General features: G+C 71.0%; 21 protein-coding genes. 7 read left to right on the top strand and 14 right to left on the bottom strand.

From position 1 onward, the window contains the following. Positions 1 to 2: 2 nt before the first annotated feature. The 3 genes from N553_RS21680 to serS are packed head-to-tail and all read right to left on the bottom strand — an operon-like array spanning position 3 to position 3,001. Positions 3 to 872 (bottom strand): DMT family transporter, encoded by an 870-nt coding sequence (locus tag N553_RS21680; protein WP_034620850.1) that lies wholly within the window; start codon positions 870 to 872, stop codon positions 3 to 5. Positions 873 to 923: 51 nt separating this feature from the next. Next, the gene (locus N553_RS0107735) at positions 924 to 1,721 is read right to left on the bottom strand and encodes an HAD family hydrolase (protein ID WP_028046048.1); all 798 of its coding nucleotides are present in this window, start codon (positions 1,719 to 1,721) and stop codon (positions 924 to 926) included. Further along, positions 1,718 to 3,001, bottom strand: a complete 1,284-nt coding sequence (serS, locus tag N553_RS0107730; RefSeq protein WP_028046047.1) for a serine--tRNA ligase — start codon at positions 2,999 to 3,001, stop codon at positions 1,718 to 1,720. Before serS ends, N553_RS0107735 begins: the two co-directional genes overlap by 4 nt. 165 nt (positions 3,002 to 3,166) lie before the next feature. On the opposite strand from serS, the gene N553_RS0107725 reads away from it, so the two are divergent. Next, positions 3,167 to 4,309, top strand: a complete 1,143-nt coding sequence (locus N553_RS0107725; RefSeq protein ID WP_028046046.1) for a diacylglycerol kinase family protein — start codon at positions 3,167 to 3,169, stop codon at positions 4,307 to 4,309. Here N553_RS0107725 and pheA read toward each other — a convergent pair. After that, positions 4,306 to 5,253 (bottom strand): prephenate dehydratase, encoded by a 948-nt coding sequence (gene pheA, locus N553_RS0107720; RefSeq protein ID WP_028046045.1) that lies wholly within the window; start codon positions 5,251 to 5,253, stop codon positions 4,306 to 4,308. The genes N553_RS0107725 and pheA overlap by 4 nt on opposite strands. A gap of 92 nt (positions 5,254 to 5,345) precedes the next feature. Here pheA and N553_RS21675 point away from each other — a divergent pair, with 92 nt between their 5' ends. Then, positions 5,346 to 7,685, top strand: a complete 2,340-nt coding sequence (locus N553_RS21675) for a hypothetical protein (protein ID WP_197029946.1) — start codon at positions 5,346 to 5,348, stop codon at positions 7,683 to 7,685. 27 nt (positions 7,686 to 7,712) lie between these two features. Here N553_RS21675 and N553_RS21670 read toward each other — a convergent pair whose 3' ends face one another. Together N553_RS21670 and N553_RS0107705 are read right to left on the bottom strand one after the other, a co-directional pair. Further along, on the bottom strand, positions 7,713 to 8,525 hold the full coding sequence (locus tag N553_RS21670; protein WP_051640030.1) for a glycosyltransferase: 813 nt from the start codon (positions 8,523 to 8,525) through the stop codon (positions 7,713 to 7,715). A 345-nt stretch (positions 8,526 to 8,870) separates the two neighbouring features. Further along, the gene (locus tag N553_RS0107705; RefSeq protein WP_028046044.1) at positions 8,871 to 9,695 is read right to left on the bottom strand and encodes a DUF5926 family protein; all 825 of its coding nucleotides are present in this window, start codon (positions 9,693 to 9,695) and stop codon (positions 8,871 to 8,873) included. Between the two features lie 88 nt (positions 9,696 to 9,783). Between N553_RS0107705 and pgm the strand changes: the two genes are divergently transcribed. Further along, positions 9,784 to 11,457, top strand: coding sequence for a phosphoglucomutase (alpha-D-glucose-1,6-bisphosphate-dependent) (pgm, locus tag N553_RS0107700; protein WP_028046043.1), 1,674 nt, complete (start codon positions 9,784 to 9,786; stop codon positions 11,455 to 11,457). A 35-nt stretch (positions 11,458 to 11,492) separates the two neighbouring features. Here the strand turns inward: pgm and N553_RS0107695 are convergent, their stop codons facing one another. Next, on the bottom strand, positions 11,493 to 11,849 hold the full coding sequence (locus tag N553_RS0107695; protein ID WP_369796681.1) for a GNAT family N-acetyltransferase: 357 nt from the start codon (positions 11,847 to 11,849) through the stop codon (positions 11,493 to 11,495). Here N553_RS0107695 and N553_RS21665 point away from each other — a divergent pair. Genes N553_RS21665 through N553_RS0107680 form a run of 3 tightly spaced genes read left to right on the top strand, consistent with a single transcriptional unit; the run spans position 11,848 to position 14,580 of the window. Then, positions 11,848 to 13,152, top strand: a complete 1,305-nt coding sequence (locus tag N553_RS21665; protein ID WP_051639897.1) for an MFS transporter — start codon at positions 11,848 to 11,850, stop codon at positions 13,150 to 13,152. The two genes, N553_RS0107695 and N553_RS21665, sit on opposite strands and share 2 nt — an antisense overlap. 59 nt (positions 13,153 to 13,211) lie before the next feature. Further along, the gene (locus N553_RS21660) at positions 13,212 to 13,862 is read left to right on the top strand and encodes a helix-turn-helix domain-containing protein (protein ID WP_034620849.1); all 651 of its coding nucleotides are present in this window, start codon (positions 13,212 to 13,214) and stop codon (positions 13,860 to 13,862) included. Position 13,863: 1 nt separating this feature from the next. Next, positions 13,864 to 14,580 (top strand): SRPBCC domain-containing protein, encoded by a 717-nt coding sequence (locus N553_RS0107680; protein ID WP_028046041.1) that lies wholly within the window; start codon positions 13,864 to 13,866, stop codon positions 14,578 to 14,580. A 79-nt stretch (positions 14,581 to 14,659) separates the two neighbouring features. Here the strand turns inward: N553_RS0107680 and N553_RS0107675 are convergent, their stop codons facing one another. From N553_RS0107675 to N553_RS0107665, 3 genes are all read right to left on the bottom strand, one after another. Next, a complete protein-coding gene (locus N553_RS0107675) occupies positions 14,660 to 15,937 on the bottom strand; it encodes an MFS transporter (RefSeq protein WP_028046040.1) in 1,278 nt (425 codons plus the stop codon). Positions 15,938 to 16,091: 154 nt separating this feature from the next. After that, the gene (locus tag N553_RS0107670; protein ID WP_034620847.1) at positions 16,092 to 16,913 is read right to left on the bottom strand and encodes an SRPBCC domain-containing protein; all 822 of its coding nucleotides are present in this window, start codon (positions 16,911 to 16,913) and stop codon (positions 16,092 to 16,094) included. A 56-nt stretch (positions 16,914 to 16,969) separates the two neighbouring features. Further along, complete coding sequence (locus N553_RS0107665; RefSeq protein WP_028046038.1) at positions 16,970 to 17,287, bottom strand: hypothetical protein; 318 nt, start codon at positions 17,285 to 17,287, stop codon at positions 16,970 to 16,972. A 189-nt stretch (positions 17,288 to 17,476) separates the two neighbouring features. Between N553_RS0107665 and N553_RS21655 the strand changes: the two genes are divergently transcribed. Next, entirely contained in the window at positions 17,477 to 18,568 is a 1,092-nt protein-coding gene (locus tag N553_RS21655; protein WP_231505188.1) for a LacI family DNA-binding transcriptional regulator, read from the top strand. 15 nt (positions 18,569 to 18,583) lie between these two features. Here the strand turns inward: N553_RS21655 and N553_RS0107655 are convergent, their stop codons facing one another. The 4 genes from N553_RS0107655 to N553_RS0107640 all read right to left on the bottom strand — a co-directional run bounded on the left by N553_RS0107655 (position 18,584) and on the right by N553_RS0107640 (position 23,537). Beyond that, positions 18,584 to 20,095 (bottom strand): alpha-N-arabinofuranosidase, encoded by a 1,512-nt coding sequence (locus N553_RS0107655; RefSeq protein ID WP_028046037.1) that lies wholly within the window; start codon positions 20,093 to 20,095, stop codon positions 18,584 to 18,586. A gap of 66 nt (positions 20,096 to 20,161) precedes the next feature. Further along, a complete protein-coding gene (locus N553_RS0107650; RefSeq protein WP_081844414.1) occupies positions 20,162 to 21,082 on the bottom strand; it encodes a carbohydrate ABC transporter permease in 921 nt (306 codons plus the stop codon). Further along, positions 21,079 to 22,056: a carbohydrate ABC transporter permease gene (locus N553_RS21650; protein WP_081844413.1), complete on the bottom strand. Its 978-nt coding sequence runs from the start codon at positions 22,054 to 22,056 to the stop codon at positions 21,079 to 21,081. The genes N553_RS0107650 and N553_RS21650 overlap by 4 nt, the downstream gene beginning before the upstream one ends. Before the next feature lie 89 nt (positions 22,057 to 22,145). Beyond that, positions 22,146 to 23,537: an ABC transporter substrate-binding protein gene (locus N553_RS0107640; protein ID WP_231505187.1), complete on the bottom strand. Its 1,392-nt coding sequence runs from the start codon at positions 23,535 to 23,537 to the stop codon at positions 22,146 to 22,148. Positions 23,538 to 23,571 lie beyond the last annotated feature (34 nt).

Raw genomic sequence — 23,571 nt, 5'->3', positions numbered from 1 at the left:
CGTCAGGCGGGGGTCGGAGCCTCGTCGGCGAGCTGGTCCTCGCTGTCCAGACCCGTGAGCACGATCGCGCCCGTGACCAGGAGCAGACCCAGCACCTCCAGCCCGTGCGGCACCTGCCGCAGCACGACCGCCCCGACGAGCCCCGCCATGGCCGGCAGCATCGCGAGGAGCACCGCGAACGTCGCAGCCCGCACGCGTCGCAGCACCACCTGCTCGATGGCGTACGGGACGACCGAGGAGCACACGGCGATCGCGACCACGAGCAGCGCGAGACGCCCGTCGTGCAGGACCGGTAGCGCACCCGTGGACAGGAACGGCGCGAACACCACGGCACCGGCCGACATCGCCACCGCCAGACCCGTGACTCCCCCCGCACGCCCGTGCGCGACCCGCCGACCCAGCAGGATGTAGGCCGCCCAGCACGCGGCCGCCACCAGGATCGCGACGAGGCCCACGGTCGCGTCCGGCCCCGCGCTCAGCGAGACGCCCGCGAGCAGCACCACCCCGATCGCCGCCACCCCGATGCCCACACGGTCGCGCCAGCCGTGCCCGGTCACTGCCGCGACGGCCACCGGGCCGAGGAACTCGATGGACACGGCCGTGCCCAGCGGCAGGTGGTCCAGCGCGACGTAGAACGCGACGTTCATGAGCGCCAGGACGATCCCGAACACGATCGCGGTGCGCAGCGAGGGCCAGGTCCACAGCCCGCGCGCCCGCCACGGTCGACGCCACAGCAGCAGGACGAGGGCAGCGATCGTGATCCGCAACCACGCGACCGTGGCCGGAGCCAGCGTGCCGAACACGCGCACGGCCACCGCCGCTCCGAGGTACTGCGTCAACCCGGACAGGGCGAACAGCAGCGGGGCGGGCACCGGCTCAGGCTAGGTCAACGCGACCACGTCGTGGCCACGCGCGGGCGCGCCTCAGACGAGCAGGCTCAGCAGCACCGGGAGCGCGCCGTCGTCCTCGATGCCACCGGTGACCTCGTCGGCGGCCAGCCGCGTGCCCTCCGGGGCGTGCCCCATGGCGACGCCGCGCGCGGCCCAGCGCAGCATCTGCACGTCGTTGCTCCCGTCGCCGATCGCCACGGTCGCGTGCGGCTCGACGCCGAGCTCACGGCGGATCTCCTCCAGTGCGCTCGCCTTGGAGACGCCGCCGGGGGTCAGGTCGAGCCACGCGCTCCAGCCGACCGCGTACTCGACCTCGTGCAGGCCGACGCGCGCGACGACCGCGTGGAAGTCGTCGGGGCTGCTGTTGGGCGCCCGGATGATGACGCGGGTGGCCGGGGTCTCGGCCAGCTCGTCGAACGTGACGCGCTCGAGCTCGCCGGACAGCTCGCCGTCGGGGAAGTCGCCCGAGACCCGAAACCCGACGCCGAGGTCCTCGACCGCGTACAGCGCGTCCGGCAGCTCCATGACGATCGCGCGCAGCGCGGGGCCAGGGTCGAACGTCGTCGTGCGCACCACCTCGTAGCCGTGCTGTCGGGAGGGGTCGATCCGGGCGCTCACCGCGCCGTTCGAGCAGACGATCCAGCCCTCGGTGAGCCCCAGCTCCGTCGCGACCGGCACCGCGGAGTGCACACCACGCCCGGTCGCGAGCACCACGTGGGTGCCTGCATCCCTCAACCGACCGACCGCGTCGACCACACCCGCCGAGATGACCCCGTCATACGTCATCAACGTGCCGTCCACGTCGAGCGCGAGGAGGCCGGCCCGCGTCATCGCACCGGCTCCAGCACCTCGAGGCCACCGAGATACGGCTGCAGACCGACCGGGACGCGCACCGACCCGTCCGCGAGCTGGTGGTTCTCGAGCAGGGCGACCAGCCAGCGCGTGGTCGCCAAGGTGCCGTTGAGCGTCGCCACCGGCCTCATCGACCCGTCAGCGGTGCGTTCCCGGATGCCGAGCCGGCGCGCCTGGAACGACGTGCAGTTCGACGTCGACGTCAGCTCGAGGAACCGCTCCTGGCTGGGCAGCCACGCCTCGCAGTCGAACTTGCGTGCTGCGCTGGAGCCCAGGTCGCCCGCGGCCGTGTCGATGACGCGGTAGGGCAGCTCCGCGAGCGCGAGCATCTCCTCCTCCCACGCGAGGATGCGGCGGTGCTCGTCGGCGGCGTCCTCGATCGTCGTGTAGCTGAACGCCTCGACCTTGTGGAACTGGTGCACGCGGATGATGCCGCGGGTGTCCTTGCCGTAGGAGCCGGCCTCGCGCCGGTAGCAGGCGGACCAGCCTGCGTAGCGCTTGGGGCCGTCGCTCAGGTCCAGGATCTCGCCCGAGTGGTAGCCGGCGAGTGCCACCTCGCTGGTCCCGACGAGGTAGAGGTCGTCGGCCTCCAGGCGGTAGATCTCGTCCGCATGTGCGCCGAGGAACCCCGTGCCCGCCATGATCTCGGGCTTGACCAGCGTGGGCGTGATCACGGGTGTGAACCCGGCGCTCAGCGCCTTGTCGACGGCCGCGTTCAGCAGCGCGAGCTCGAGCCGCGCGCCGATCCCGGTCAGGTAGTAGAACCGCGCCCCCGACACCTTGGCACCGCGCGCGGTGTCGATGGCGCGCAGCCCCTCACCGATCTCGAGGTGGTCCTTCACGACGAAGTCAGCGCCGAACTCGTCCTGGAAGCTTCGGCGCTCACCGACGTGCTTGAGCACGACGTAGTCGTCCTCGCCGCCCGCAGGGACCCCGTCCTCGACGACGTTGGAGATGCGACGGCTCAGCTCCGTGGCGAGCGTCTCGGCCGCGTCGGCGTCGGCCTGCAGAGCCTTGACCTGCTCGGCCAGGTGCTTGCCGCGGGTCAGCAGCGCCTGCTTCTCGTCACCCTGCGCCTGCGCGACCTGCTTGCCCAGGGACTTCTGCTCGGCGCGCAGCGTCTCGAAGTCGGTCAACGCGGACCGCCGTCGCGCGTCGGCGTCGAGCACCTGGTCGACCAGGTGCGGATCGTCGCCACGCGCCACCTGGCTCGCCCGGACAACGTCAGGATCCTCCCGCAGGAGCCGCAGATCGATCACCCCCCGACCCTACCGACCCCCGGCGAAGGACCCCGACCGTGTCCCACGCGAGCCCCCGCGACGCCGGCCCAGGTCCGCTCACACCGACATAGCGACTCCCGAAAGCGATGGGCCACGCCGGGTATCGACTGATGCATCCGCTCGGCGGGGCCGTAGATTCGGCCCATGACGTGGGAGGCGTGGGCCGTGGTGGGCCTCGGCATCGCGCTGGTCTGTGCTGCGCTGCTGGCGCTTGTGCTGTGGCTGCGCACGACCGAGCTCCGCCGACGGATCGAGTCGCCCCGGTCCGGGGCGAGCCGGCGGGCGCTCCAGCTGGCGCGCGACGTCGAGGCCACCGGGCAGCTCGTCGCCTTCGTCGCCAACCCGTCCAAGCCTGACGTGGCGCGGCTGCGGGCGGCGATCGAGCGCAGCCGCCGCGAGCGCAACCTGCCCGAACCGCTCTGGTACGAGACCACGGTCGCGGACCCGGGAGTCGGGCAGGCCCGCAAGGCGGTGGCGGAGGGCGCCGACGTCGTCGTGGCGATCGGCGGCGACGGCACGGTGCGCGCCGTCGCGGAAGGGCTCGTCGGCACGGGCATCCCGATGGGGCTCATGCCGCTCGGAACCGGGAACCTGCTGGCCCGCAACCTCGACCTTCCGCTGAGCGACCCCATCGAGGCCCTGCGGATCGCCGTCGACGGGCGGGACCGGACCATCGACGTCGGCTGGCTCAAGGTGATCACCTGGGAGTCCGAGGTCGACGGCGGCACCGCCGACCCCGAGCACGAGGCACAGCGTGACCACCTGTTCCTGGTCATCGCCGGCCTCGGGTTCGACGCCGCGATGGTCGCCGACACCGACGAGCAGCTCAAGCGACGGGTCGGGTGGATCGCGTACTTCGTGGCCGGGTTCAAGCACCTCAACGGCCGACGCACCCGCATGTACCTGCGCCTCGACGACCAGCCGATGCGGTCCGCCCGGCTGCGCAGCCTGCTCATCGGCAACTGCGGCAAGCTGCCGGGCGGCATCACGCTCCTGCCGGACGCGGTCCTCGACGACGGCTGGCTCGACATCGCCGCGATCGACACGCGCGCCGGGATCGCGGGATGGGCCCAGCTGTGGGGCGAGGTCATGATGCAGGGCGTCGGCGTCCGCAACGACCTGCCCGCCAAGATCGGCCGCATCGACCACACCCGCGCGCAGGAGGTCCGGCTCGTCGTCCAGGGTGGGGAGCACGTCCAGGTCGACGGCGACGTGGTGGGTCGCGTGGCCGAGCTCAGCGCCCGCGTCGACCCCGGGGCGCTCGTGGTGCGGGTCGCTGCGGTCTAGGTCGCCTCACCGTTGCGCAGCGCCGCCAACCAGGACCGCGCCACGACGAAGTCCTGGTCCGCAGTGCCCAGGTGGACGGTCGGCGCGACCGCGTCGGCGCGCGCGTAGGAGCCGAGGAACAGGACGTAGGGGCAGCGCCGCCGCAGGCCCATGACGGCCTCGCCGACGCGTTCGTCCGTGATGTGGCCCTCCGCATCGATCGAGAACGAGTACCGCCCGAGGGAGTCGCCGATCGGACGCGACTCGATCCGCGACAGGTTGACGCCGCGGACCGCGAACTGCTCGAGCATCGCGAGCAGCGCACCGGCCTCGTTGTCGGGCAGGTGCACCACGAGCGTCGTCTTGTCGGCCCCGCTGGGCGGCGGCACGGTCCCGGGAGCTCCGACGACGACGAAGCGGGTCTGCGCCGACGGGTTGTCGGCGATGCCCTCCGCGAGCGGCACGAGGTCGTACAACGAGACGGCTGCGGGCGGTACGAGGGCGGCGTCGAAGCTGAGCGGCGTCTCCCCGGAGGCGATCAGGGACGCGGGAGCGGTGTTCGAGGTTGCGGGCACGTGAACCACGCCGGGCAGGTGCGCCGCCAGCCAGTGCCGGCACTGGACCCACGCGTGCGGGTGCGCGGAGATCCGCCGGACGTCCGCCAGTGCGACGCCCGGCGCGGCCGCAAGAGTGAACTGCACCGGGACCAGCACCTCGCGCAGGATCACCAGCGGCTTGCCCGCAGCCAGGCTGTCCAGCGTCGCCGTGACCCCGCCCTCGACCGTGCTCTCGATGGCGACGACGGCGAAGTCGGCGGCCCCCGTGCGCACGGCCTCGATCGCCGAGGCGACGTCGGGGACGGGCAGGTCCACACTCTCGTCAGCGCCGACGACCTGGCGCAGCGCCGCCTCCGTGAAGGTGCCGGCCGGGCCGAGGTAGGCGTACCGCGGCAGTGCGTCCGTCATCGCTGGGTCCTCCTGCATCGATGTGGTGACGGTGTGCCGCAGATCTCTGCGCCCCGCCCGGACCGAGGGTAGTGCGCCCGTAGGCTGGAACGGTGCCGACCCCTGATCACGTTCGCGCGCCTCGGCGTCGGCTCCTGCGCACCCTGGTGCTCCTCGTGGTCAGCGGCGTCGCCGCGCTGACGCTGGCTGTTCCCGCCCAAGCCGCATCGGATCCCGGCGACGGCCCACCCCCGGTCCTCCTCGTCGGCGTCACAGGTCTGCGCTGGGACGACGTCACGACGCTGACCACGCCCGCGCTGTGGAACCTGTCCCGAGAGGGTGCAATCGGCCTGGTGGCCGCCCGCAGCGTGGCCACCCGGTCCTGCCCGGTCGACGGCTGGCTCGTCGTCTCGACCGGCACGCGCGCCGCAGACGCGCCCGCCGCGGACCGCACCTGCCGGACCCTGCGCGGGCCCAGCACCGACGGCGTCGTGCCTGGCTGGGCGGACTTCGTGGACGCTGCCGGGTCCGGGTCCTACGGTGCCGAGCCCGGGATGCTGGGAGACGTCCTCGCCCGTGCGGGCACCCCGGTCACCGGCTTCGGTCCGGGCGCCGCGATCGCTCTGGCCGACAGCACGGGGCACGTCGTCGGCACGCACACGAGCCTGCCCGCCACCGAGTCCGGGATCACGAAGGCGGTGCGCGACTCGCTCGCAACCTCGACCCTGGTCGTGCTCGACGCCGGCACGATCCGCGACCCGGGCTACGCGACGACCACCCGGGCGGACCCGACCGCGACCGACGCCCCGCAGCCCGGGCTCGACGGCACCATCACCGATCCGCAGCCCGAGGTCACCGGGCCCGACGCCATCACGGAGCCGACCCGCGGGTCGCAGGTGCAGGCGATGGACGAACGCATCGGCGCAGCGCTCGTCGGGGCCCGCAGGTCCGGCGCGACGGTGCTCGTCGTCTCGTTGGCCGACTCAGGTCGCGCGACCCTGCAGCTCGCCGCCGCCACAGGCCTGGCCCCGAACGGAACCGAGTACTCGGAGGACCTGCTGACGTCGGGGTCGACCCGGCAGAAGGGGCTCGTGCAGTCGGTCGACGTCACGCCGACCCTCCTGGACGGCATCGGGCTCGACGACGCGGCGGCGTCGCTGACCGGCGCGGAGATCCTGCCCACCGCCGGACCCGCCACGGCGATCGGGCGGCTCGCCTACCTCGTCGACACGCAGCGTCACTCCTCGCTGATCGCTCGGGTCAGCGCCTCCTACTCGACGCGCCTCGTGCTCGTCCAGGCGGTCCTCTTCCTCGCCGCCGCGATCATCCTGACCCGCAAGGGGCGCTCCGACGCCCGGCCGTTGCGTCCGGCACTCCGCATCCTGTGGGTCGCTTCGCTGGCCCTCGCCGCCGCCCCCGTCGCGTCGTTCCTCACGAACGTCGTCCCGTGGTGGCGCGCCGACCGGCCGGTGAACGCGTTCTGGTGGACGCTCGTCGGCTGGATCGCGCTGATCACCGCCGCTGCGCTCGTCGGACCGTGGCGCAAGAACCTGCTCGGCCCGGCCGGCCTGGTCTCCGGGGTGACCGTCGCGGTGCTCGTCGTCGACGCGTGCACCGGCTCGACGCTGGTCATCGACTCGCCCATGGGCGCGCACCGCATCCTCGCGGCGCGGTTCTACGGGATGAGCAACCAGGCGTTCGCGCTCCTCACCGCCGCAGGTCTGCTCCTCGCGGTCGCCGTCGCGGACCCACTCCTGCGCCGGGGCCGGCGCGGGCTGGCGACGTGGTTCGTGGCCCTGCTCGGGCTGCTGCTCGTCGTCGTCGACGGCACGCCCGGCCTCGGCAGCGACTTCGGCGGCCCACCGGCGCTGATCCTCGCCTTCGCGATGCTGACGATCGTCGTGAGCGGCAGGAAGGTGAACTGGAAGGCGCTGCTGCTGATCGCCGTCGTCGGAGCGGTCGTGGTGGGTGGTTTCGCGGTGCTCGACTGGCTCCGCCCGCCCGAGGACCGCACGCACCTGGGGCGGTTCTTCGCGACCGTGCTCGACGGTGGGCTGGCGGACGTGGTGGGCCGCAAGATCGCCGTGAACCTGCGCGTCCTGACGTCGTGGCGCTACCTCGTGCTGGCGATTGGCGGCGTCGCGCTGACGTGGCTCGTGATCGCGGGTGGCCGGCCGCGACGCGGCGCACTCATGGGCACCGGCGGCTCGATGGCCGGGCTCCGTCAGGCGGTGCCTCTTCTGCGTCCCGCGGTCGCCTCGATCGCGGCCGCCCTGGGTCTCGGGTTCCTCATGAACGACTCCGGCATCGTCGTCCCGGCCACGGGAATCGCCCTCGCGGTGCCGTGCCTCGTCGCGGCCGCGGCGCAGTGGCGGCTCGGCGCACCCGAGGGCACTGTCCCCGACGAGCTTGCGCAGGCTCCTGCCGAGCCGACGCCCGCGCCGACGCGCTGACGCCGCCGCGGTTCGCCCGCGGGCGGCCTACCGGTGCGTCTGCGGCTGGCCCGTGCTCGGCGTGACCGTGCGCTTCACGGCGCCGGCTGCGCGCCGGACCCGCCGGGCGCTGACCGCCAGCTGGACGTCGCGGTACTGCGCGGCACGGTGCATCTGACCCTTGAGGTCGCTGCCCGACGGCCGGTGGCGCAGCTCGCACGGCACCTCGATCACCCGGAAGCCCGCGCGCAGCAGGTCGATCGTCATGCCTGTCTCGACACCCCACCCGCGGGCCAACGGCGTCGCAGCCTCGAAGGCGGCGCGCGTCAGGCAGCGCATGCCCGACAACGGCTGCGTCGGGGTCCAGCCGGTCATCGATGCGATCGCCCGACGTGCAGCGCCCACCACGACGCCGCGTCCACCGGCCCCGGGCTGGGGCGGGAGCAACGCGATGGCCAGGTCCGCGTGACCCTCGAAGACGGGCGGTACCAGCGGGGCGGTGTTCACGGCCGTCTCACCGAGGTCGCCGTCGATGAACAGCAGGATCCGCGGCTGGCGGTCCGGCGCGTCGCGCATCGCGACCACTGCCGCACCCGTCTCCATCGCCGCCGCCTTGCCTCGGTTGTGCGAGTGCCGGACGACGACCGCACCGGCCTCCCGGGCGACGTGCTGCGTGTCGTCCTCGGAGCCGTCGTCGACGACGAGAACCAGGTCCACATGCGGGATCGCGCGCGCCGAGCGCACCGTCGCAGCGATCCGTCGGGACTCGTCCTTCGCCGGGATGATGACGGCCACGCGCTGACGGGCCTTGTGCGCGGCCGCCTTGCGCGCGTCCGTCGCGGCCTTGCGGGCTTCGCTCACGACCGGCGCAGGTGCCGGAGCCACGGTCGCGGGGTCTGAGGAGCCATCGGCTGGTTCGTCCGTCGCCTCGTCGGTCGAACCCGTCGCAACAGCGGCTTCCGCCTTCGAGGTGGCGGCTGGTTCGTCCGCGGCCTCGTCGCTCGACCCGGCCCGCACAGCGGCTTCCGCCTTTGAGGTGGCGGCTGGTTCGTCCGCGGCCTCGTCGCTCGACCCGGCCCGCACAGCGGCTTCCGCCTTCGAGGTGGCGGCCCTTCCGCCCTTGCGTGTCACACGACTCACCCTATCGATCCTCGCTCACCGGAATCCGCCTCGGAGGCCCTGTGCGGCCCCGTTCACCCGGTGGTGTCAGCGGAGGGTGACCTGGCGGGCGACGAGTCCGGCGCGGGCGCGCCGGGCGTTGGCGTCCAGCGGCGAGGTGTCCGCGATCGCGGCGAGGAACGCGTCCTTGAACGCGGCGAGCGGCGCCTCGATGTCCTCGGCCTCGGAGCCCCTGGCCAGCTCCCAGACGGGCACGACCAGCCCGCTGGACCGGAAGTAGCCGACGAACTTCGCGCCCTCGAAGCCGGACTGACGCGCGCCGTGCAGGCGGGACAGCCCGTCCAGGACCACCTGCTCCTCGAGCGGCTGGGCCCAGCGCAGGAACTCGCGGGCGCCCATCCGGCACCAGTACGCGGCGTCGGCGGCGTCGAGCTTGCGCGTGTCGATGATCCCGGCATCGGCCTCCTCGATCGCCGCGACCAGGTCAGGCGTGCGCTCCGTCTCGGGGTCCAGCCAGTAGCCGAAGGACTCCTCGATGGTCACGACGAAGGGCACGGACAGGTCCAGCACGTCCTGGAGACGCGGGCCGGGCTCCGGGAGGCCGATCGTCTCGACGGCGGTGCCTGGCTCGGAGTCGATGGCCTCGAGAAGGGCGTGCGCGAGGTCACGGCTCGTGTCGCCCGAGCTGCTCGTGGTCTGCAGGGCCAGCAGGATCGTGCCGTCCGCGCGGTGCAGGGCCGGCCAGCTCGTCGGCAGCACCGTGGTGACCAGCACGTCGACCGCGCCGAACTCCTTCGTCGTCCGCGCCGTCGCGGTCGCCGCGGGGACGAGCTCCTTGAGAGCGACCCAGTCGGGCTCGCTGGGAAGACCCTCGAACGGACGCAGCACGAAGTCGGACGTGTTCTTGGCCATGCCCACCAGGCTACCGGGCACCGTGGGCGCTCGATGTATCTGCAGGTCGGGGGGTGCGTGCTCACGCGAGGTGGGGGAGGATCGACGCATGGACCCGCGTGCCGGAACACTCGCCCAGCCGTCCGACCTCGTTGACCTGGACGCGCTCGGCGCGGCGTACTACGACCGAGAGCCCGACCTGGACGATCCGGCGCAGCGCGTCGTCTTCGGCACGAGCGGCCACCGCGGCTCGGCCCTGGACACCGCGTTCAACGAGGCGCACATCGTCGCCATCACCGCGGCGATCGTCGAGTACCGACGCAGCCAGGGCACCGACGGTCCCCTCTTCATCGGCCGTGACACGCATGCGCTGTCCGAGCCCGCGTGGACGTCGGCGCTCGAGGTGCTCGCGGCGGCGGGCGTCGAGGTGCACATCGACGCCCGAGACTCGTTCACGCCGACCCCCGCCGTCTCTCACGCGATCCTGCGGCACAACGGTGCCGGTACGTCGGAGGGCGTGCGGACCCAGGGCCCGGGGCTCGCGGACGGCATCGTCGTGACCCCGTCGCACAACCCGCCCCGCGACGGTGGCTTCAAGTACAACCCGCCGGACGGTGGCCCTGCAGGTTCCGATGCCACGGGCTGGATCGCGGACCGCGCCAACGAGATCCTGCGGTCCGGTTTCCGCAACGTGCGGCGGGTCTCGATCAGCGAGGCGCTCGCCGCGGACACGACCCTGCGGCACGACTTCCTGTCCTCCTACGTGGCCGACCTGGCCAACGTCATCGACCTCGAGGCGATCCGGGTGGGCGGCGTGCGGATCGGCGCCGACCCGCTCGGTGGCGCGTCCGTGGAGTACTGGGGTGCGATCGGCGAGCACTACAGCCTCGACCTGACCGTGGTGAACCCGTCGGTCGACCCGCGGTGGGCGTTCATGACGCTCGACTGGGACGGCAAGATCCGCATGGACTGCTCGTCGCCGTACGCCATGGCGTCGCTCGTCGAGCGCATGGCCGGCGACCCGCCGCCGTTCGACATCGCGACCGGCAACGACGCGGACTCCGACCGGCACGGGATCGTCACACCCGACGGCCTGATGAACCCGAACCACTACCTCGCGGTCGCGATCTCCTACCTGTACGGCGGAGCGCGGCCGGGCTGGCGCGCGGGGACCGCGATCGGCAAGACGCTCGTCTCCTCGAGCCTGATCGACCGGGTGGCCGCCAGGCTCGGCGCGCGGCTGCTGGAGGTTCCCGTCGGGTTCAAGTGGTTCGTGCCCGGGCTCGTCGACGGGTCGGTCGGGTTCGGCGGCGAGGAGTCGGCCGGAGCGTCGTTCCTGCGGAAGGACGGCTCCGTGTGGACCACCGACAAGGACGGGATGCTGCCGGCCTTGCTGGCGTCGGAGATCCTGGCAACCACCGGCAAGTCGCCGTCCGCCCACCACCGGGACCTCGTCGCGGAGTTCGGCGAGTCCTGGTACGCCCGCGTCGACGCAGCCGCGTCGCGCGAGGAGAAGGCGACGCTCGCGAAGCTCACGCCCGAGCAGGTCACTGCGACGACGCTCGCAGGCGAGGAGATCACGGCACGGCTGACCGAGGCGCCCGGCAACGGCGCGTCGATCGGCGGCCTGAAGGTGACCACGGAGAACGCGTGGTTCGCCGCCCGGCCGTCCGGGACCGAGGACGTGTACAAGATCTATGCGGAGTCGTTCATCTCCGCCGAGCACCTGGCGCAGGTGCAGTCCGAGGCGAAGGACGTGGTCTCGGCAGCCCTGGGCGGCTAGCTCCCTGACCAGGCGGGCTCCCGAGCTCGCTTCCGTCAGCTCGTGGCGGCCCTGACCAGGTCCTGGTAGTCCGGGTGCCTGGCAAGCCACGCCTTGACGTAGGGGCAGTACGCCACGACGTCCTGGCCGCTCGCGCGCACCGCGTCGAGGGCGGACTTCACCAGGGTGCTCGCGACACCCTGACCCTCGAACCGCGGGTCGACCTCGGTATGCGTGAACACGACCGTCGTGCCGACCACGTCGTACATCGAGAACGCGACGACGACGCCCTCGGGTGACACGGCCTCGAAGCGGTGGTCACCGGGGGCATCCCTGACCTGCACATCCGTCATGACCCGATGGTGGGGCATCGGGCGCGCCCCGCGATAGCCCCGGTGCCACACTGACCACATGCTCTCGCCCTACCGCGACATCCTCACGCGACCCGGGGCGCTCGCATTCTCCGCATCCGGCGTGCTCGCGCGGCTGCCCATGTCGATGGTGGGCATCGGGATCGTGCTCATGGTCTCCTCGCTGTACGGGTCCTACGGGCTCGCCGGGGCGGTCTCCGCCGTCTACGTGGTGTCGCAGGCGGTCTGCTCGCCGCAGCTGGCGCGGCTCATCGACCGGCACGGGCAGGCCCGGATCATGAGCCCGGCCGTCGCGACCGCCGCGTTCGGCCTCGTGGGGCTCATCGTGGCCGCGCTGCTCGAGGCGCCCTCCGCGTTCCTGTTCGTCGGCGCGGTCATCACGGGTGCGGCCATCGGGTCGTTCGGGTCGCTCGTCCGCGCCCGGTGGACCGCCCTGCTAGGCGAGGACCCGCACCGGACGCACACCGCGTACTCGCTGGAATCCGCGCTCGACGAGCTCGTGTTCGTCGTGGGCCCCGTCCTCGCGACGGTTCTGGCGACGGGCGTCGCACCCACCGCGGGACTGGTCGTGCCCCTGGTCGCGATGATCGCGGGCGGCTACTGGTTCCTGTCCCTGCGGTCGACCGAGCCGCCGTCCGCGCCCGTCGGCTCGCCACGTCCACGGGGGTCGGTGCTGGCCAACCCCGGCATGGCAGTGCTCGCCATCGTGTTCGTGGCGATGGGCACGATCTTCGGCGCCACGGACGTGTCCACGGTCGCCTATGCCGACGAGTCCGGCTCGAAGGGTCTGGCCGGCGTGATCCTGGCGGTCTTCGCCCTCGGCTCGCTGATCTCCGGGCTGCTGTACGGCACCCGCCAGTGGAAGCGGCCTCTTTACCTGCGGTTCGCCAACGGGATGGTGCTCCTCGCCGTGGGCGTCTGCGCCTTCTTCTTCGTGCAGTCGCTCGTCGCGCTGGCTGCGGTGATGTTCGTGGTCGGCTTCACGATCGCGCCGACCCTCATCAACGGCAACGGCCTGGTGCAGGAGCTGGTGCCTCGGGCGCGACTGACCGAGGGGCTGACCTGGGTCGGGACGTCGCTGGGCGTCGGAGTGTCGATCGGGTCGTCCATCGCGGGTGCACGCATCGACGCTGCCGGCTCGCACGCCGGGTTCCTCGTCGTCGTGGTCGCGGCCGTGCTGGCGGTCATCGCGACGCTGGCCGCGCTGCGGACGCTGCGTGGCGACGCCTCCGAGCACGTGCACGACGCGGTCGAACCGGGCTCCCCGTCGTCGACCGGCGGCGCCGCGGTCGCCGCCTGCGAGATCGCGGAGTCGGTGGACCCCTCGAAGCCTCGCTCGCGCTAACGCTCACCGAAAAGACTTTCTTTCTTGACACCAGTTTCTTTCGGTGCGACGGTGGAGACATGTTGGACGTCACCGTCATCGAAGATGCCGCCGTCGCGGAGGTCGCACTGGACCCCAACCGCGCGCGCATCCTGGCCGCACTCAGCACCCCCGGATCCGCGACCTCGCTCGCCGGACCGCTCGGACTGTCCCGCCAGCAGACGAACTACCACCTGCGCACCCTCGAGAAGCACGGACTGGTCGTGCTGGTCGAGGAGCGCCACAAGGGCAACATGAAGGAGCGCGTGCTGCAGGCGACGGCCGCCTCGTACGTGATCTCACCGGTCGCACTGCCCGCCGTCGCGCCCGACCCCGAACGCCTCCGCGACCAGCTGTCCGCACAGTGGATGCTCGCGCTCGGCGCACGGCTGGTGCACGAGGTCGGCACGATGCTCGCCGGCGCCCAGCAGGCGGGCCAGCGGCTCGCCACGTACGCGGTCGACGGCACGGTCCGCTTCTCGTCAGCGGCCTCGCGCGCGTCGTTCGCCGACGAGCTGTCCGTCGCGCTCGGCGACCTCGTCGAGAAGTACGACGACCCCGCAGCACCCGGCGGTCGCGAGCACCGGCTGGTCGTCGCGCTGCACCCCGCCCTCAAGCCCACGGGCGACGGGCTGCCCCCGTCCACAGACACCTCCAGGCAAGCAATCGAGACCAACGAGAAGGAGAACTGACATGTCCCGCGACTTCGAGATCGTCCGCGAGCACGACATCGACGCCTCACCGGAGGAGGTCTGGGATGCCCTGACCACCGGCATCGGCGGCTGGCTCTGGCCGATGGAGTACGAGCCCCGCACCGGCGGCAAGGCCCCCTTCGACGGGGTCGTCGCCGCCTGGGACCCGCCCCACCACCTCGTGGGCCGAAACGACGGGCCGGACGGCTGGTTCAACCAGGTGGAGGAGGTGCTGACGCCGCTCCCGGACGGTCGCACCCACCTGCGGTACGTGCACTCCGGCGTCTTCGTCGACGACTGGGACAACCAGTACGACGGCGCAGGCGCCCACACGGACTTCTACCTGGCCACGTTGCGCTCGTACCTCACGCACTTCTCGCGGCGTCCCGTCACCTACTCCTCGACGGACGCCCCTGCCGCCTCGAACACTCCCGGCGGGTTCACCACGCTGCGCTCGGCGCTCGGCCTGCCGGACGAGGCGGCCGTCGGCACCGAGGCGACGGTCAGCCTTCCCGGTGGCGACTCGGCGGTCGTCGTCGACTATGCCGAGCCGAACTTCCTCGGCCTGAGAACGGACACCGCGCTCATCCGGTTCTTCGGCCGCAATGCCTACGGCGCACCTGTCGGCATCGCGGTCCACGACTTCGCGACCGACGCGGCGCCCTCCGAGACGACAACGGCCGACTGGCAGGAGTGGGTGGCGAAGGTCTACGCCTGAGCCGAGCTCCTCTCGGGGTCGGCCCTTCGGTGCGCATCGCACCGTCGGGTCGATCCCGCGCGGAGCGTCGAGATCCGGCTCACGGGACCGGGTGGAGAGCGTCGTAGTCCCAGAACGAGCGTTGCGAGCGGACCAGCAGGATCAGGAGCAGGACGCACAGCGACCCCCCGATCACCGCGGCCCACCCCTCCCCGATGTGCGCGGCCGCGCCCCCGAGCATCGCCTCACCGAGGCGCGGACCGCCCGCGACGACCACGATGAACACGCCCTGCAGCCGGCCCCGCATGTCGTCGGGCGTGGCGGTCTGCAGGATCGTCTGACGGAACACCGCGCTGATGGCGTCGGCGCCGCCCGCGACGACGAGCGTGAGGACGGCGAGTGCGGTCGCGAGCCACAGGACATGCGACGGGTGGGTCCCGCCGCTGGCCACCAGCACGACGCCGAAGCCCGCGATGGCCAGACCCCAGATCACGATGGCCACGCTGATGATCCGGCCCTGCCAGCGGATGCGCGTGATCGGCCCGGACAGCAGCGCCGCGAGCATCACGCCGGCGGCCGCCGCGGCGGTCATGACCCCGGTGGTCGTCGCGCCCCCACCGAGGTAGACCAGCCCGACCGCGGGGAACAGCACGCGCGGAGACGAGGTCAGCATCGCGACCAGGTCCACGGCGAACGTCATCCGCACGTTCTTCTGGGTGCCGAGGTAGCGCAGCCCGTCGACCACCGAGCTGATGCCGACCCGGCCCCTACCGGCCGTCAGCGGCGGCTGCGCTGGCAGCCGGAACACCGCGACCAGCGCGGCCGTGAACAGGGCGGCGTCGACGGCATACGCGCTCGCGAAGGAGGAGGTTGCGACGAGCACCGCCCCCAGCAGGGGTCCGACGGTGAACGAGATGCTGTTGCCAAGCGTCTGCAGCGCGTTCGCGGCCGGCATCAGCCTGGCGTCGAGCAGCCGCGGGATGATCGCCGAGCGCGCGGGTGCGTTGACCGCGAAGGCCCCTGACTGGATCGCCACCAGCACGAACAAGAGCCACACCTGCTCGACACCCGCCCACGCCTGCGCGGCGAGCAGCAGCGTGACCGACCACGTGACGAACGCGGACACGAGTGCGACCGTTCGGCGGTCGTAGTGGTCCAGGATCGCGCCGCCGTACAGCCCGAAGATCACCAGCGGCACGAGCGCGAACAGCCCGAGCAGGCCGACCGACCCCGTCGACCCCGTGAGGTGGTAGACCTCGAGCCCGACCGCGACCACGGTGAGCTGTGCGCCCAGGTTCGAGATCGTCAGTCCCAGCCAGAGCCGTCGGAACGCAGGGCTGACGCGCAGCGGGGTCAGGTCCATGGCGAGCGAAGGCACCGCGGGATCTTAGGTGCCTCCGGTCGGGATGCCCCAAGCCGATCGGTCGGTGTCCCACCCACCGATCAGGCGGCCCTCAGCGCTGGAGTCCCGCGCTGAAGCGCGGCCGCGGTCGCAGGGCCGAAGCCCCACGACCGCGGACGCTGCGGACGGTTCAGCTCCCGAGCGTCGCACCCGTCTCCAGGAGCGTCTTCAGGTCGGAGAGGATCTGCGGCCAGCCGCCACCGAACTGCGGCATGTCCCCCGAGAGCAGCGCCGCACTGCGGGGCGCACCGGTGACGTCGTGCGTCAGGGTCAGCTGCGTGAGGTTGTCGCCGCGGACCTCCAGCTCGTAGGTCAGCCGCTGGAACCCCTCCGCGCGAGCCTCCTCGTCCCAGAGCGTGCGCCAGGTCTGCACGAGGCGCTCGTTCTCGACCACCTCGACCACCTCGCCGTCGATGATCGGCTGGTCGAGCGGCATGCCCATCTCGGCGGACGGGAAGGTCCGGAACGACCCGCCGGGAACGAGGTCGTAGTGCGACGGCGACCCGTACCCGTAGCGGGCGTTCCACTCGGGCGACGTGATCGCGCGCCAGACGGTCGCGGCGTCGGCCTTGATCCAGATGCGGTTCACGAGGACGGTGGCCGTCTCGGTGTTGGTGCCCATGGTCGTCTCCAGTGCCAGCTTGAGGTCGGTGAGGGCGTGCAGACGCTCCGCCCCCAGGAGGTCGTACTTGTCGATCCACCGCTCGTGGATCAGCTGGATCGGGACGGCGTTGAGGAAGTGCAGCTTCTCCCGCCCCGATCGTCGGGTGACGACGAGGCCCGCCTCCTCGAGCACCGACAGGTGCTTCATGACCCCGAAGCGGGTCATGTCGAGGCCCTCGACGAGCTCCGTGAGCGTGCGGCCGTCACGCGCGAAGAGCTGGTCCAGGAGGTGGCGGCGGGTGACGTCGGCCAGTGCCTTGAACACCTGGTCGTCGCGGTCCTCGTCCATACCGACCACGTTAGGTGACCAATTAGTCACATGTCAACGGCCCCGCAGCGTGCCGGTCAGCGAATGTCAGCCGTCCCGGGGTTCGCGTCGTCGGCGTCCAGCACGGGCTCGACCAGCGTGCCCGCGTCGTACGTCCCCGTGGACCCCGTCGTGGCGCTCTTCGCTGCGTCGACGGCCTTCTCCCACAACGCGGTGCCCTGCTGCTTCGCGAACGCGGTGGCCTGGGCCTCGTACTCCTGCACGTACTCCTGGACGCGCGGGTCGGCCCAGACGTCGGCACCCCAGACGCGCAGCCTCTCGAGCAACCGGCGCCCCGACGCAGTGCCGAAGAGATACCCGACGGCGACGCCGACGATGAACACGAACCTCTTCATGGCGATCCTCCTGGCATTCGGTCGACGACCTCGAGCCTAGGCACCGAACCCCCTCGGCGCGCGACGGTGGGCGAGGTGATGCGACGACGTGGGGCCCTGGTCCGGGAGCAGCCGTGACGGCCCGACGTCTGCGACCCTTGCCCTCGAACACCGACACCTGGACGACCCACCCCGGACGAGGAGCCTGCGATGAGTACGGCCAAGCGCGGCGGCGCTGTGACCATGCACGACGTCGCGGCGCGCGCCGGCGTCTCGATCAAGACGGTCTCCAACGTGGTCAACGGGTACCAGCACATCCGCGCCGAGACGAGGCAGCGGGTCGAGGCCGCGATCGCAGACCTCGGGTACCAGGTCAACATGTCCGCCCGGACCCTGCGCACCGGCCGGACCGGCATCATCGGCCTCGCGGTGCCCGAGCTGTCGCTGCCGTACTTCGCGGAGCTCGCGGACTCGGTGATCCGCGCGGCCGAGAGCCGAGGGCTCACCGTGCTCATCGAGCAGACCGGGGCGGTGCGCGAGCGCGAGCTCGACGTGCTGACCGGGCAGCGCCGGCACCTCACCGACGGCCTCGTCTTCTCGCCGTTGGCCCTCGGGCCGGCCGACTCCGCAGCCTTGGCGGTGGACTTCCCGATGGTGCTGCTGGGCGAGCGCATCTTCGGCGGCCCCGCCGACCACGTGACCATGAACAACGTCGAGGCGGCTCGTGCCGCGACGCAGCACCTGCTGGACCTGGGGCGCCGTCGCATCGCCGTCATCGGCGCCCACGAGGGCGAGACGATGGGCTCGGCCGCCCTGCGCGTGCAGGGCTACCGGCTCGCGCTGGACGATGCCGGCGTGCCGTTCGACCCTGCGCTCGTCGGTGAGGCAGGTCTGTGGCACCGCGCCACGGGTGCAGAGGCGATGCACCGCCTGCTCGAGTCGGGCGTCGAGATCGACGCGGTCTTCGGGCTGAACGACGCACTGGCCCTCGGCGCCCTGCACGTGCTCCACGCCCGCCGGATCGACGTGCCCGCGTCCATCGCGGTCATCGGCTTCGACAACATCGAGGAGACCGGCTACTCGTCGCCGACGCTGTCCACGGTGTCACCCGGGCGTGAGCAGATCGCCACGACGGCCGTGGACCTGCTGCTGTCCCGCATCGAGGACTCCGAGCCCGACCGCCCGTTCGTCCGGGTCATCGCGGACTTCGAGATCGTCGGCCGGGAGTCGACCCTGGGCGAAGCGGCCGCCGTCCCCCTGACGGCGGCGGCCACCGGACGGTCCGGGCGCGACGGCTCCTGACCGTCGACGCCCCTCTCAGCCGAGCGAGATCGCGGTCCAGGAGATCGGCGGCAGGACCACCGTGACCTCGTCGCCCACGACCGAGACGGACGTGTTCTTGACCAGACCGACCCGCTCACGGTCGGCCAGCGTGTTCGAAGCCGTGCTGTCGGCATCGGCGAGCGTGTGCGCCTCGCGCACGGCGACGTCGCCGAGGGCGGGGACGCTGATGGTCACCGTGACCTCGTCGGTCTGGCTGCGGTTGACCAGGAACACGCTGGTGAGCCCGGTCTCCGGGTCGGACGTGGCGACCGCGTCGACGACGGGCACCTCGCCGTAGACGGTCGTCGCATAGGTCGGCGTCTCGAGCTTGACCTCGAGCGCCCTGCCCGTCGCTAGCCTCGAGGTCACGGCGAAGGGGAAGAACGTGGTCTGCCGCCACGCGGGCCCGCCGGGCTCGGTCATGATCGGCGCGATCACGTTCACGAGCTGAGCCAGGGAGGCGCTCGTGACCCGGTCGGCGTGCTTCAGCAAGGAGATCAGGAGGCTGCCGAAGACGACGGCGTCCGCCACCGAGTAGGCGTCCTCGAGCAGGCGCGGAGCGACGGGCCAGTTGTCGAGACCCTCGATCTTGTCGACACCGTGGTAGCGCTCGATGTACCAGACGTTCCACTCGTCGAACGAGATGTTGATCGTCTTGTCGCTCCCGAGCACCGCCTTCACGTGGTCGGCTGTGGCGACGACGCTCTCGATGAAGCGGTCCATGTCCACGGCCGAGGCCAGGAAGCTGGCGAGGTCGCCGTCCTTCTCCTCGTAGTAGGCGTGGCAGGAGATGTAGTCGACGTCCTCGTAGGTGTGCGTGAGCACGACGCGCTCCCACTCGCCGAACGTCGGCATGTGCGCGCTGGACGAGCCGCAGACGACGAGCTCGAGCGACGGGTCGACCTGTCGCATGGCCTTCGCCGTGCGCGAGGCGATCTTGCCGTAGTCCTCGGCCGATCGGTGCCCGAGCTGCCACGGTCCGTCCATCTCGTTGCCGAGGCACCACATCGCGACCCCGAACGGGTCCGTCGCGCCGTTGGCGATCCGCTGGTCGCTGAGGGCCGTACCCGAGGTGATGTTGCAGTACTCGAGGATGTCGAGGGCCTCGAGCGTGCCCCGGGTGCCGAGGTTGATCGCCAGCATCAGCTCGCTGTCGACCTTGCGCAGCCAGCTGGAGAACTCGTGCAGCCCCACCTCGTTGGTCTCGGTGGAGTGCCAGGCCAGGTCCAGCCGTCGGGGGCGCTCGGCGACCGGGCCGACGCTGTCCTCCCACCGGAAGCCGGAGACGAAGTTGCCGCCCGGGTAGCGGATGGCCGAGACGCCGAGCTCCTTGACCAGCTCGATGACGTCGCCCCGGAAGCCCTCGTCGTCGGCCGTCTCGTGCCCGGGCTCGTAGATGCCGTCGTACACGCACCGACCGAGGTGCTCGACGAAGGAGCCGAACAGGCGGCGGTTGACGGTGCCGACCGTGAAGTGGGGGTCGATGGTGAGGCGTGCGGTAAGCATTGCGATGCTCCTTGGAAGGGCTGGGCGGGCTGAGGTGCCGCGTCGTCGGCTGGAGGTGCGCGTGGGCTACTTGAGGGCACCGAGCGACAGGCCGCCCTGCCAGTACTTCTGCAGGCAGAGGAACGCGATGATGAGCGGGATGATCGAGACCAGGGAACCGACGATGATCAGCGTGTAGAGGTTCGCGCCGCCACCGTTGTTCGACGCGGCGAGCGCCTGCCACCCGCCGAGCCCGACGGTGATCGGGTAGAGGTTCTGGTTGGTCAGCATGGCCAGCGGCAGGAAGTAGTTGTTCCAGGTGCCGACGACCGAGAGCAGCAGCACGGTCACCACCGCCGGGCGCATCAGCGGCAGGGCGACGGTGAGGAACGTGCGGAGCTCCCCGGACCCGTCGACGCGGGCGGCGTCCAGCAGCTCGTCCGGGACCGCGTCCGCGGCGTACACGCGCATCAGGTAGACGCCGAACGGGCTGAGCAGCGACGGCAGGATGACGGCCCAGATGGTGTTGGTCAGGTGCAGCTGCGACATGAGCATGAACGTCGGGATGACGAGCGCGGTGAGCGGAACCATGACCGAGCCGAGCAGGATCGCGAAGGAGAAGTCACGGCCCCTGAACCGGTACTTCGCGAAGCCGTACCCGGCCAGCACGGCGAGCACGGTGGCTCCGATGCCGCCGACGACCGAGTAGAGCAGGGAGTTGCTGAGCCACTTCAGGTAGAGGCCGCCCTTGTAGGTGAACAGCTCGCGCAGGTTGTCCCACAGGTTCCAGCTCTGATCGAACCAGAGGGGACCGCCCGTACCCGTGAACAGTCCCTGGGCGCTCTTCGTGCTGGCCACGAACAGCCACCACAGAGGGAGCAGGAAGTACAGGATCAGGACGACGAGGAAGACGTGGCCCGTGACGTTCCGTCGCCGTGCCGGCTGTGCGAGGGTCCGTCGCGGCGACGTCGTCCGCACGGGGCTCGAGGTGATCGGTTGTGCGGTCATTTCTCGAACCCTCCGCGGCTCTTGCGGGTGCTGAACAGGAAGATGTACACCGCGATGAACACGACGATGCCGAGCGCGAACGAGATGGTCGACGCGTAGTTGAACTGGCCGAACTGGAACGCCAGGTTGTAGGCGTAGATGTTGGGCGTGAAGCTCGAGGTGATGGCACCGTTCGCGATCGGTTTGAGCACCTGCGGCTCCGTGAAGAACTGCAGGGTGCCGATCAGGGCGAAGACCAGGATGAGCACCATGGCGCTCGCGATCATCGGGACCTTGATGCGGAAGGCGATCTGGCGCGAGTTGGCGCCGTCGATGGTGGCCGCCTCGTAGATGCTCGGGTCGATCCCCCGCAGTGCCGCGTAGATGATGATCATGTAGTAGCCGGCCCACTGCCAGACGACGATGTTGAGCAGCCCGCCGAAGATGTTGTCCGCGCTCAGGATCGCGGGAGCGGACTGGTTGAAGGTGGCGAACAGGGTCTTGAGCGGTCCGAAGATCGGGCTGTAGAGGAAGCCCCACATGATCGTGCCGATCACGGCGGGAATGGCGTACGGGATGAAGATGGACAGCCGTGCGAACTTCGACAGCCGGGTGGTGAGCGCATCAAGCACGAGAGCGGCCGCCAGCGAGACGGCCATCTGGAGCGGGATGAGCACCACGGCGAAACGGATGACGAATCCCACCCCGCCGAGGAACTCCGGGTCCTTGAACGCCTTGACGTAGTTGCTCAGGCCGCTGAACGTCGTCCCCGTGGCCAGGCCCTTGGAGAACAGGCTCAGGTAGAACGCGTAGACCAGCGGGGCGATGAGGAAGACGGTGAAGACGACACCGAACGGTGCGATGAAGAGCCAGCCGACCCAGCCGCGCCGCATCGGCTTGCGGCGGTGCGGCCCACCTGCGGCGGACGCCGCGGGTGCGTGGTCGTGCCCGTGCGGCCTCGCCGTCGAGGGCACCGCGGCAGCGGGAGTAGTCATGAGTCTCCAGGTTGTGCGGACGAACGGGTGGTGCCCTTCACCAGGCTCCGGCAACGGGTCGGCTGCCGGAGCCTGGCGACGGGTGACCGCTACTTGACCTTGAAGCCCTGCGCCTTGGCGTAGTCGGTCATGGTCTCCTGCAGCTGGTCGAGTGCCTTCGAGCCCGTCGTGCTGCCGTCGATGATGGTGAGCATCGACTTGGTCAGCTCCGAGTAGTAGTACGTGGTGAACGGGCTGTAGGTGTAGCCCGGGTAGGCGTTCTCGGCCGGGATGTAGACCTCACCGTTGGCCTGCTGACCGTTGAAGAAGGCGACCGGTGTGGTGGCGAACGCCTCGCTGGTGAGCACCTTCTGGTTCAGCGGGAAGATCGTCTGGGTGTCGACGCCGTCCTTGAGCGCCTCGTCCGAGGCGTAGAGCGTCTTGGCCACGGTGGCCGCAAGGTCGGCGTCCTTGGCCTGGGTGGTCACGGCGAAGGTCGAACCACCCCAGTTCACGGAGACCGGGTCCGAGGCGTCCCACTGGGGCAGCGGTGCTACCTGCCACTCGGCGCCGTCACCCGTCGCGGCGCCGCCGGCGCCGGTGAGGTAGCCGGGCGCCCAGGCAGCGGACACGTACGTCGCGTACGAGCCGTTGGCCAGGCCGCCGACGTAGTCGGTGGTGAACTGGTCCTGCGTGTCGACTAGACCCTTCTTGATCAGGTCCTGCCAGTAGTCGGCGACCTTCTTGCTGCCCTCGTCGTTCAGGTCGACGCCGATCGACTGGGGGTCGGCCGAGTCGTAGTCCCAGGCCACCTGGCCGTTCTGGGTCATCAGGGCCGTGAACCACGCCGGCACGTTGCTGCCGAAGTCGCCCATGAAGGGGCCGCCGGCGTCCTTGAGCTTCTGCGCCGCTGCCGCGTAGTCGTCCCACGTGGTCGGGATCTCGATGCCGTACTTCGCGAAGATGTCCGACCGGTAGATCATGGCCATCGGGCCACCGTCGACGGGGATCGCGTAGACCGAGTCGCCGCTCGACACGTCCTTCCAGGCGCCGGCGCTGAAGTTGCCCTTGACCTCGTCTGCACCGTGCTCGGACAGGTCGACCAGCGCGTTCTGCAGCTCGAAGCCGGGCAGCACCTCGGCCTCCAGCATGATCACGTCGGGCGCACCCGAGCCTGCGGCGATCGACGTGGAGAACTTGGCGTACTCGTCGCCGCCCTGGCCCGCGTTGGACCAGCAGACCTGCACGTCCTTGTGCTCCTTGTTGTACATGTCGACGACCGTGTTGATGTTGGGGTACCACGCCCAGACGGAGACCTGCGGGGCGTCCGGGTACACGATCTCGTTGCTGCAGTCGCCGCTGGCTGAGTCTGCGCCGCCGTCGGCGCTCTCGGTGCCGGTCGAGGTGCTGCCGTCGGCGCTGCAGGCGGCAAGCATGACGAGGAGAGCACCGGCGCTCACCGTCGCCATGACTGCCTTGGTCTTGGGGGTTCGGCTCTTCACGGTGGTGGTTACCCTTCGCTGGGTCGGCCGGCGG

Origin of the sequence: Cellulomonas sp. URHE0023 (assembly GCF_000688475.1) — a bacterium.
Classification (GTDB): Bacteria; Actinomycetota; Actinomycetes; order Actinomycetales; family Cellulomonadaceae; genus Cellulomonas.
This window is presented reverse-complemented; position numbering and strand designations above follow the sequence as displayed.

What these genes read in the sequence shown, in the direction of transcription:
- N553_RS0107735 (WP_028046048.1), bottom strand. Translation starts at nt 1,721, where the DNA reads ATGACGCGGGCCGGCCTCCTCGCGCTCGACGTGGACGGCACGTTGATG.
- N553_RS0107725 (WP_028046046.1), top strand. Translation starts at nt 3,167, where the DNA reads ATGACGTGGGAGGCGTGGGCCGTGGTGGGCCTCGGCATCGCGCTGGTC.
- pheA (WP_028046045.1), bottom strand. Translation starts at nt 5,253, where the DNA reads ATGACGGACGCACTGCCGCGGTACGCCTACCTCGGCCCGGCCGGCACC.
- N553_RS0107705 (WP_028046044.1), bottom strand. Translation starts at nt 9,695, where the DNA reads ATGGCCAAGAACACGTCCGACTTCGTGCTGCGTCCGTTCGAGGGTCTT.
- pgm (WP_028046043.1), top strand. Translation starts at nt 9,784, where the DNA reads ATGGACCCGCGTGCCGGAACACTCGCCCAGCCGTCCGACCTCGTTGAC.
- N553_RS21665 (WP_051639897.1), top strand. Translation starts at nt 11,848, where the DNA reads ATGCTCTCGCCCTACCGCGACATCCTCACGCGACCCGGGGCGCTCGCA.
- N553_RS0107695 (WP_369796681.1), bottom strand. Translation starts at nt 11,849, where the DNA reads ATGTGGTCAGTGTGGCACCGGGGCTATCGCGGGGCGCGCCCGATGCCC.
- N553_RS21660 (WP_034620849.1), top strand. Translation starts at nt 13,212, where the DNA reads ATGTTGGACGTCACCGTCATCGAAGATGCCGCCGTCGCGGAGGTCGCA.
- N553_RS0107680 (WP_028046041.1), top strand. Translation starts at nt 13,864, where the DNA reads ATGTCCCGCGACTTCGAGATCGTCCGCGAGCACGACATCGACGCCTCA.
- N553_RS0107670 (WP_034620847.1), bottom strand. Translation starts at nt 16,913, where the DNA reads ATGGACGAGGACCGCGACGACCAGGTGTTCAAGGCACTGGCCGACGTC.
- N553_RS0107665 (WP_028046038.1), bottom strand. Translation starts at nt 17,287, where the DNA reads ATGAAGAGGTTCGTGTTCATCGTCGGCGTCGCCGTCGGGTATCTCTTC.
- N553_RS21655 (WP_231505188.1), top strand. Translation starts at nt 17,477, where the DNA reads ATGAGTACGGCCAAGCGCGGCGGCGCTGTGACCATGCACGACGTCGCG.
- N553_RS0107655 (WP_028046037.1), bottom strand. Translation starts at nt 20,095, where the DNA reads ATGCTTACCGCACGCCTCACCATCGACCCCCACTTCACGGTCGGCACC.
- N553_RS0107650 (WP_081844414.1), bottom strand. Translation starts at nt 21,082, where the DNA reads ATGACCGCACAACCGATCACCTCGAGCCCCGTGCGGACGACGTCGCCG.
- N553_RS21650 (WP_081844413.1), bottom strand. Translation starts at nt 22,056, where the DNA reads ATGACTACTCCCGCTGCCGCGGTGCCCTCGACGGCGAGGCCGCACGGG.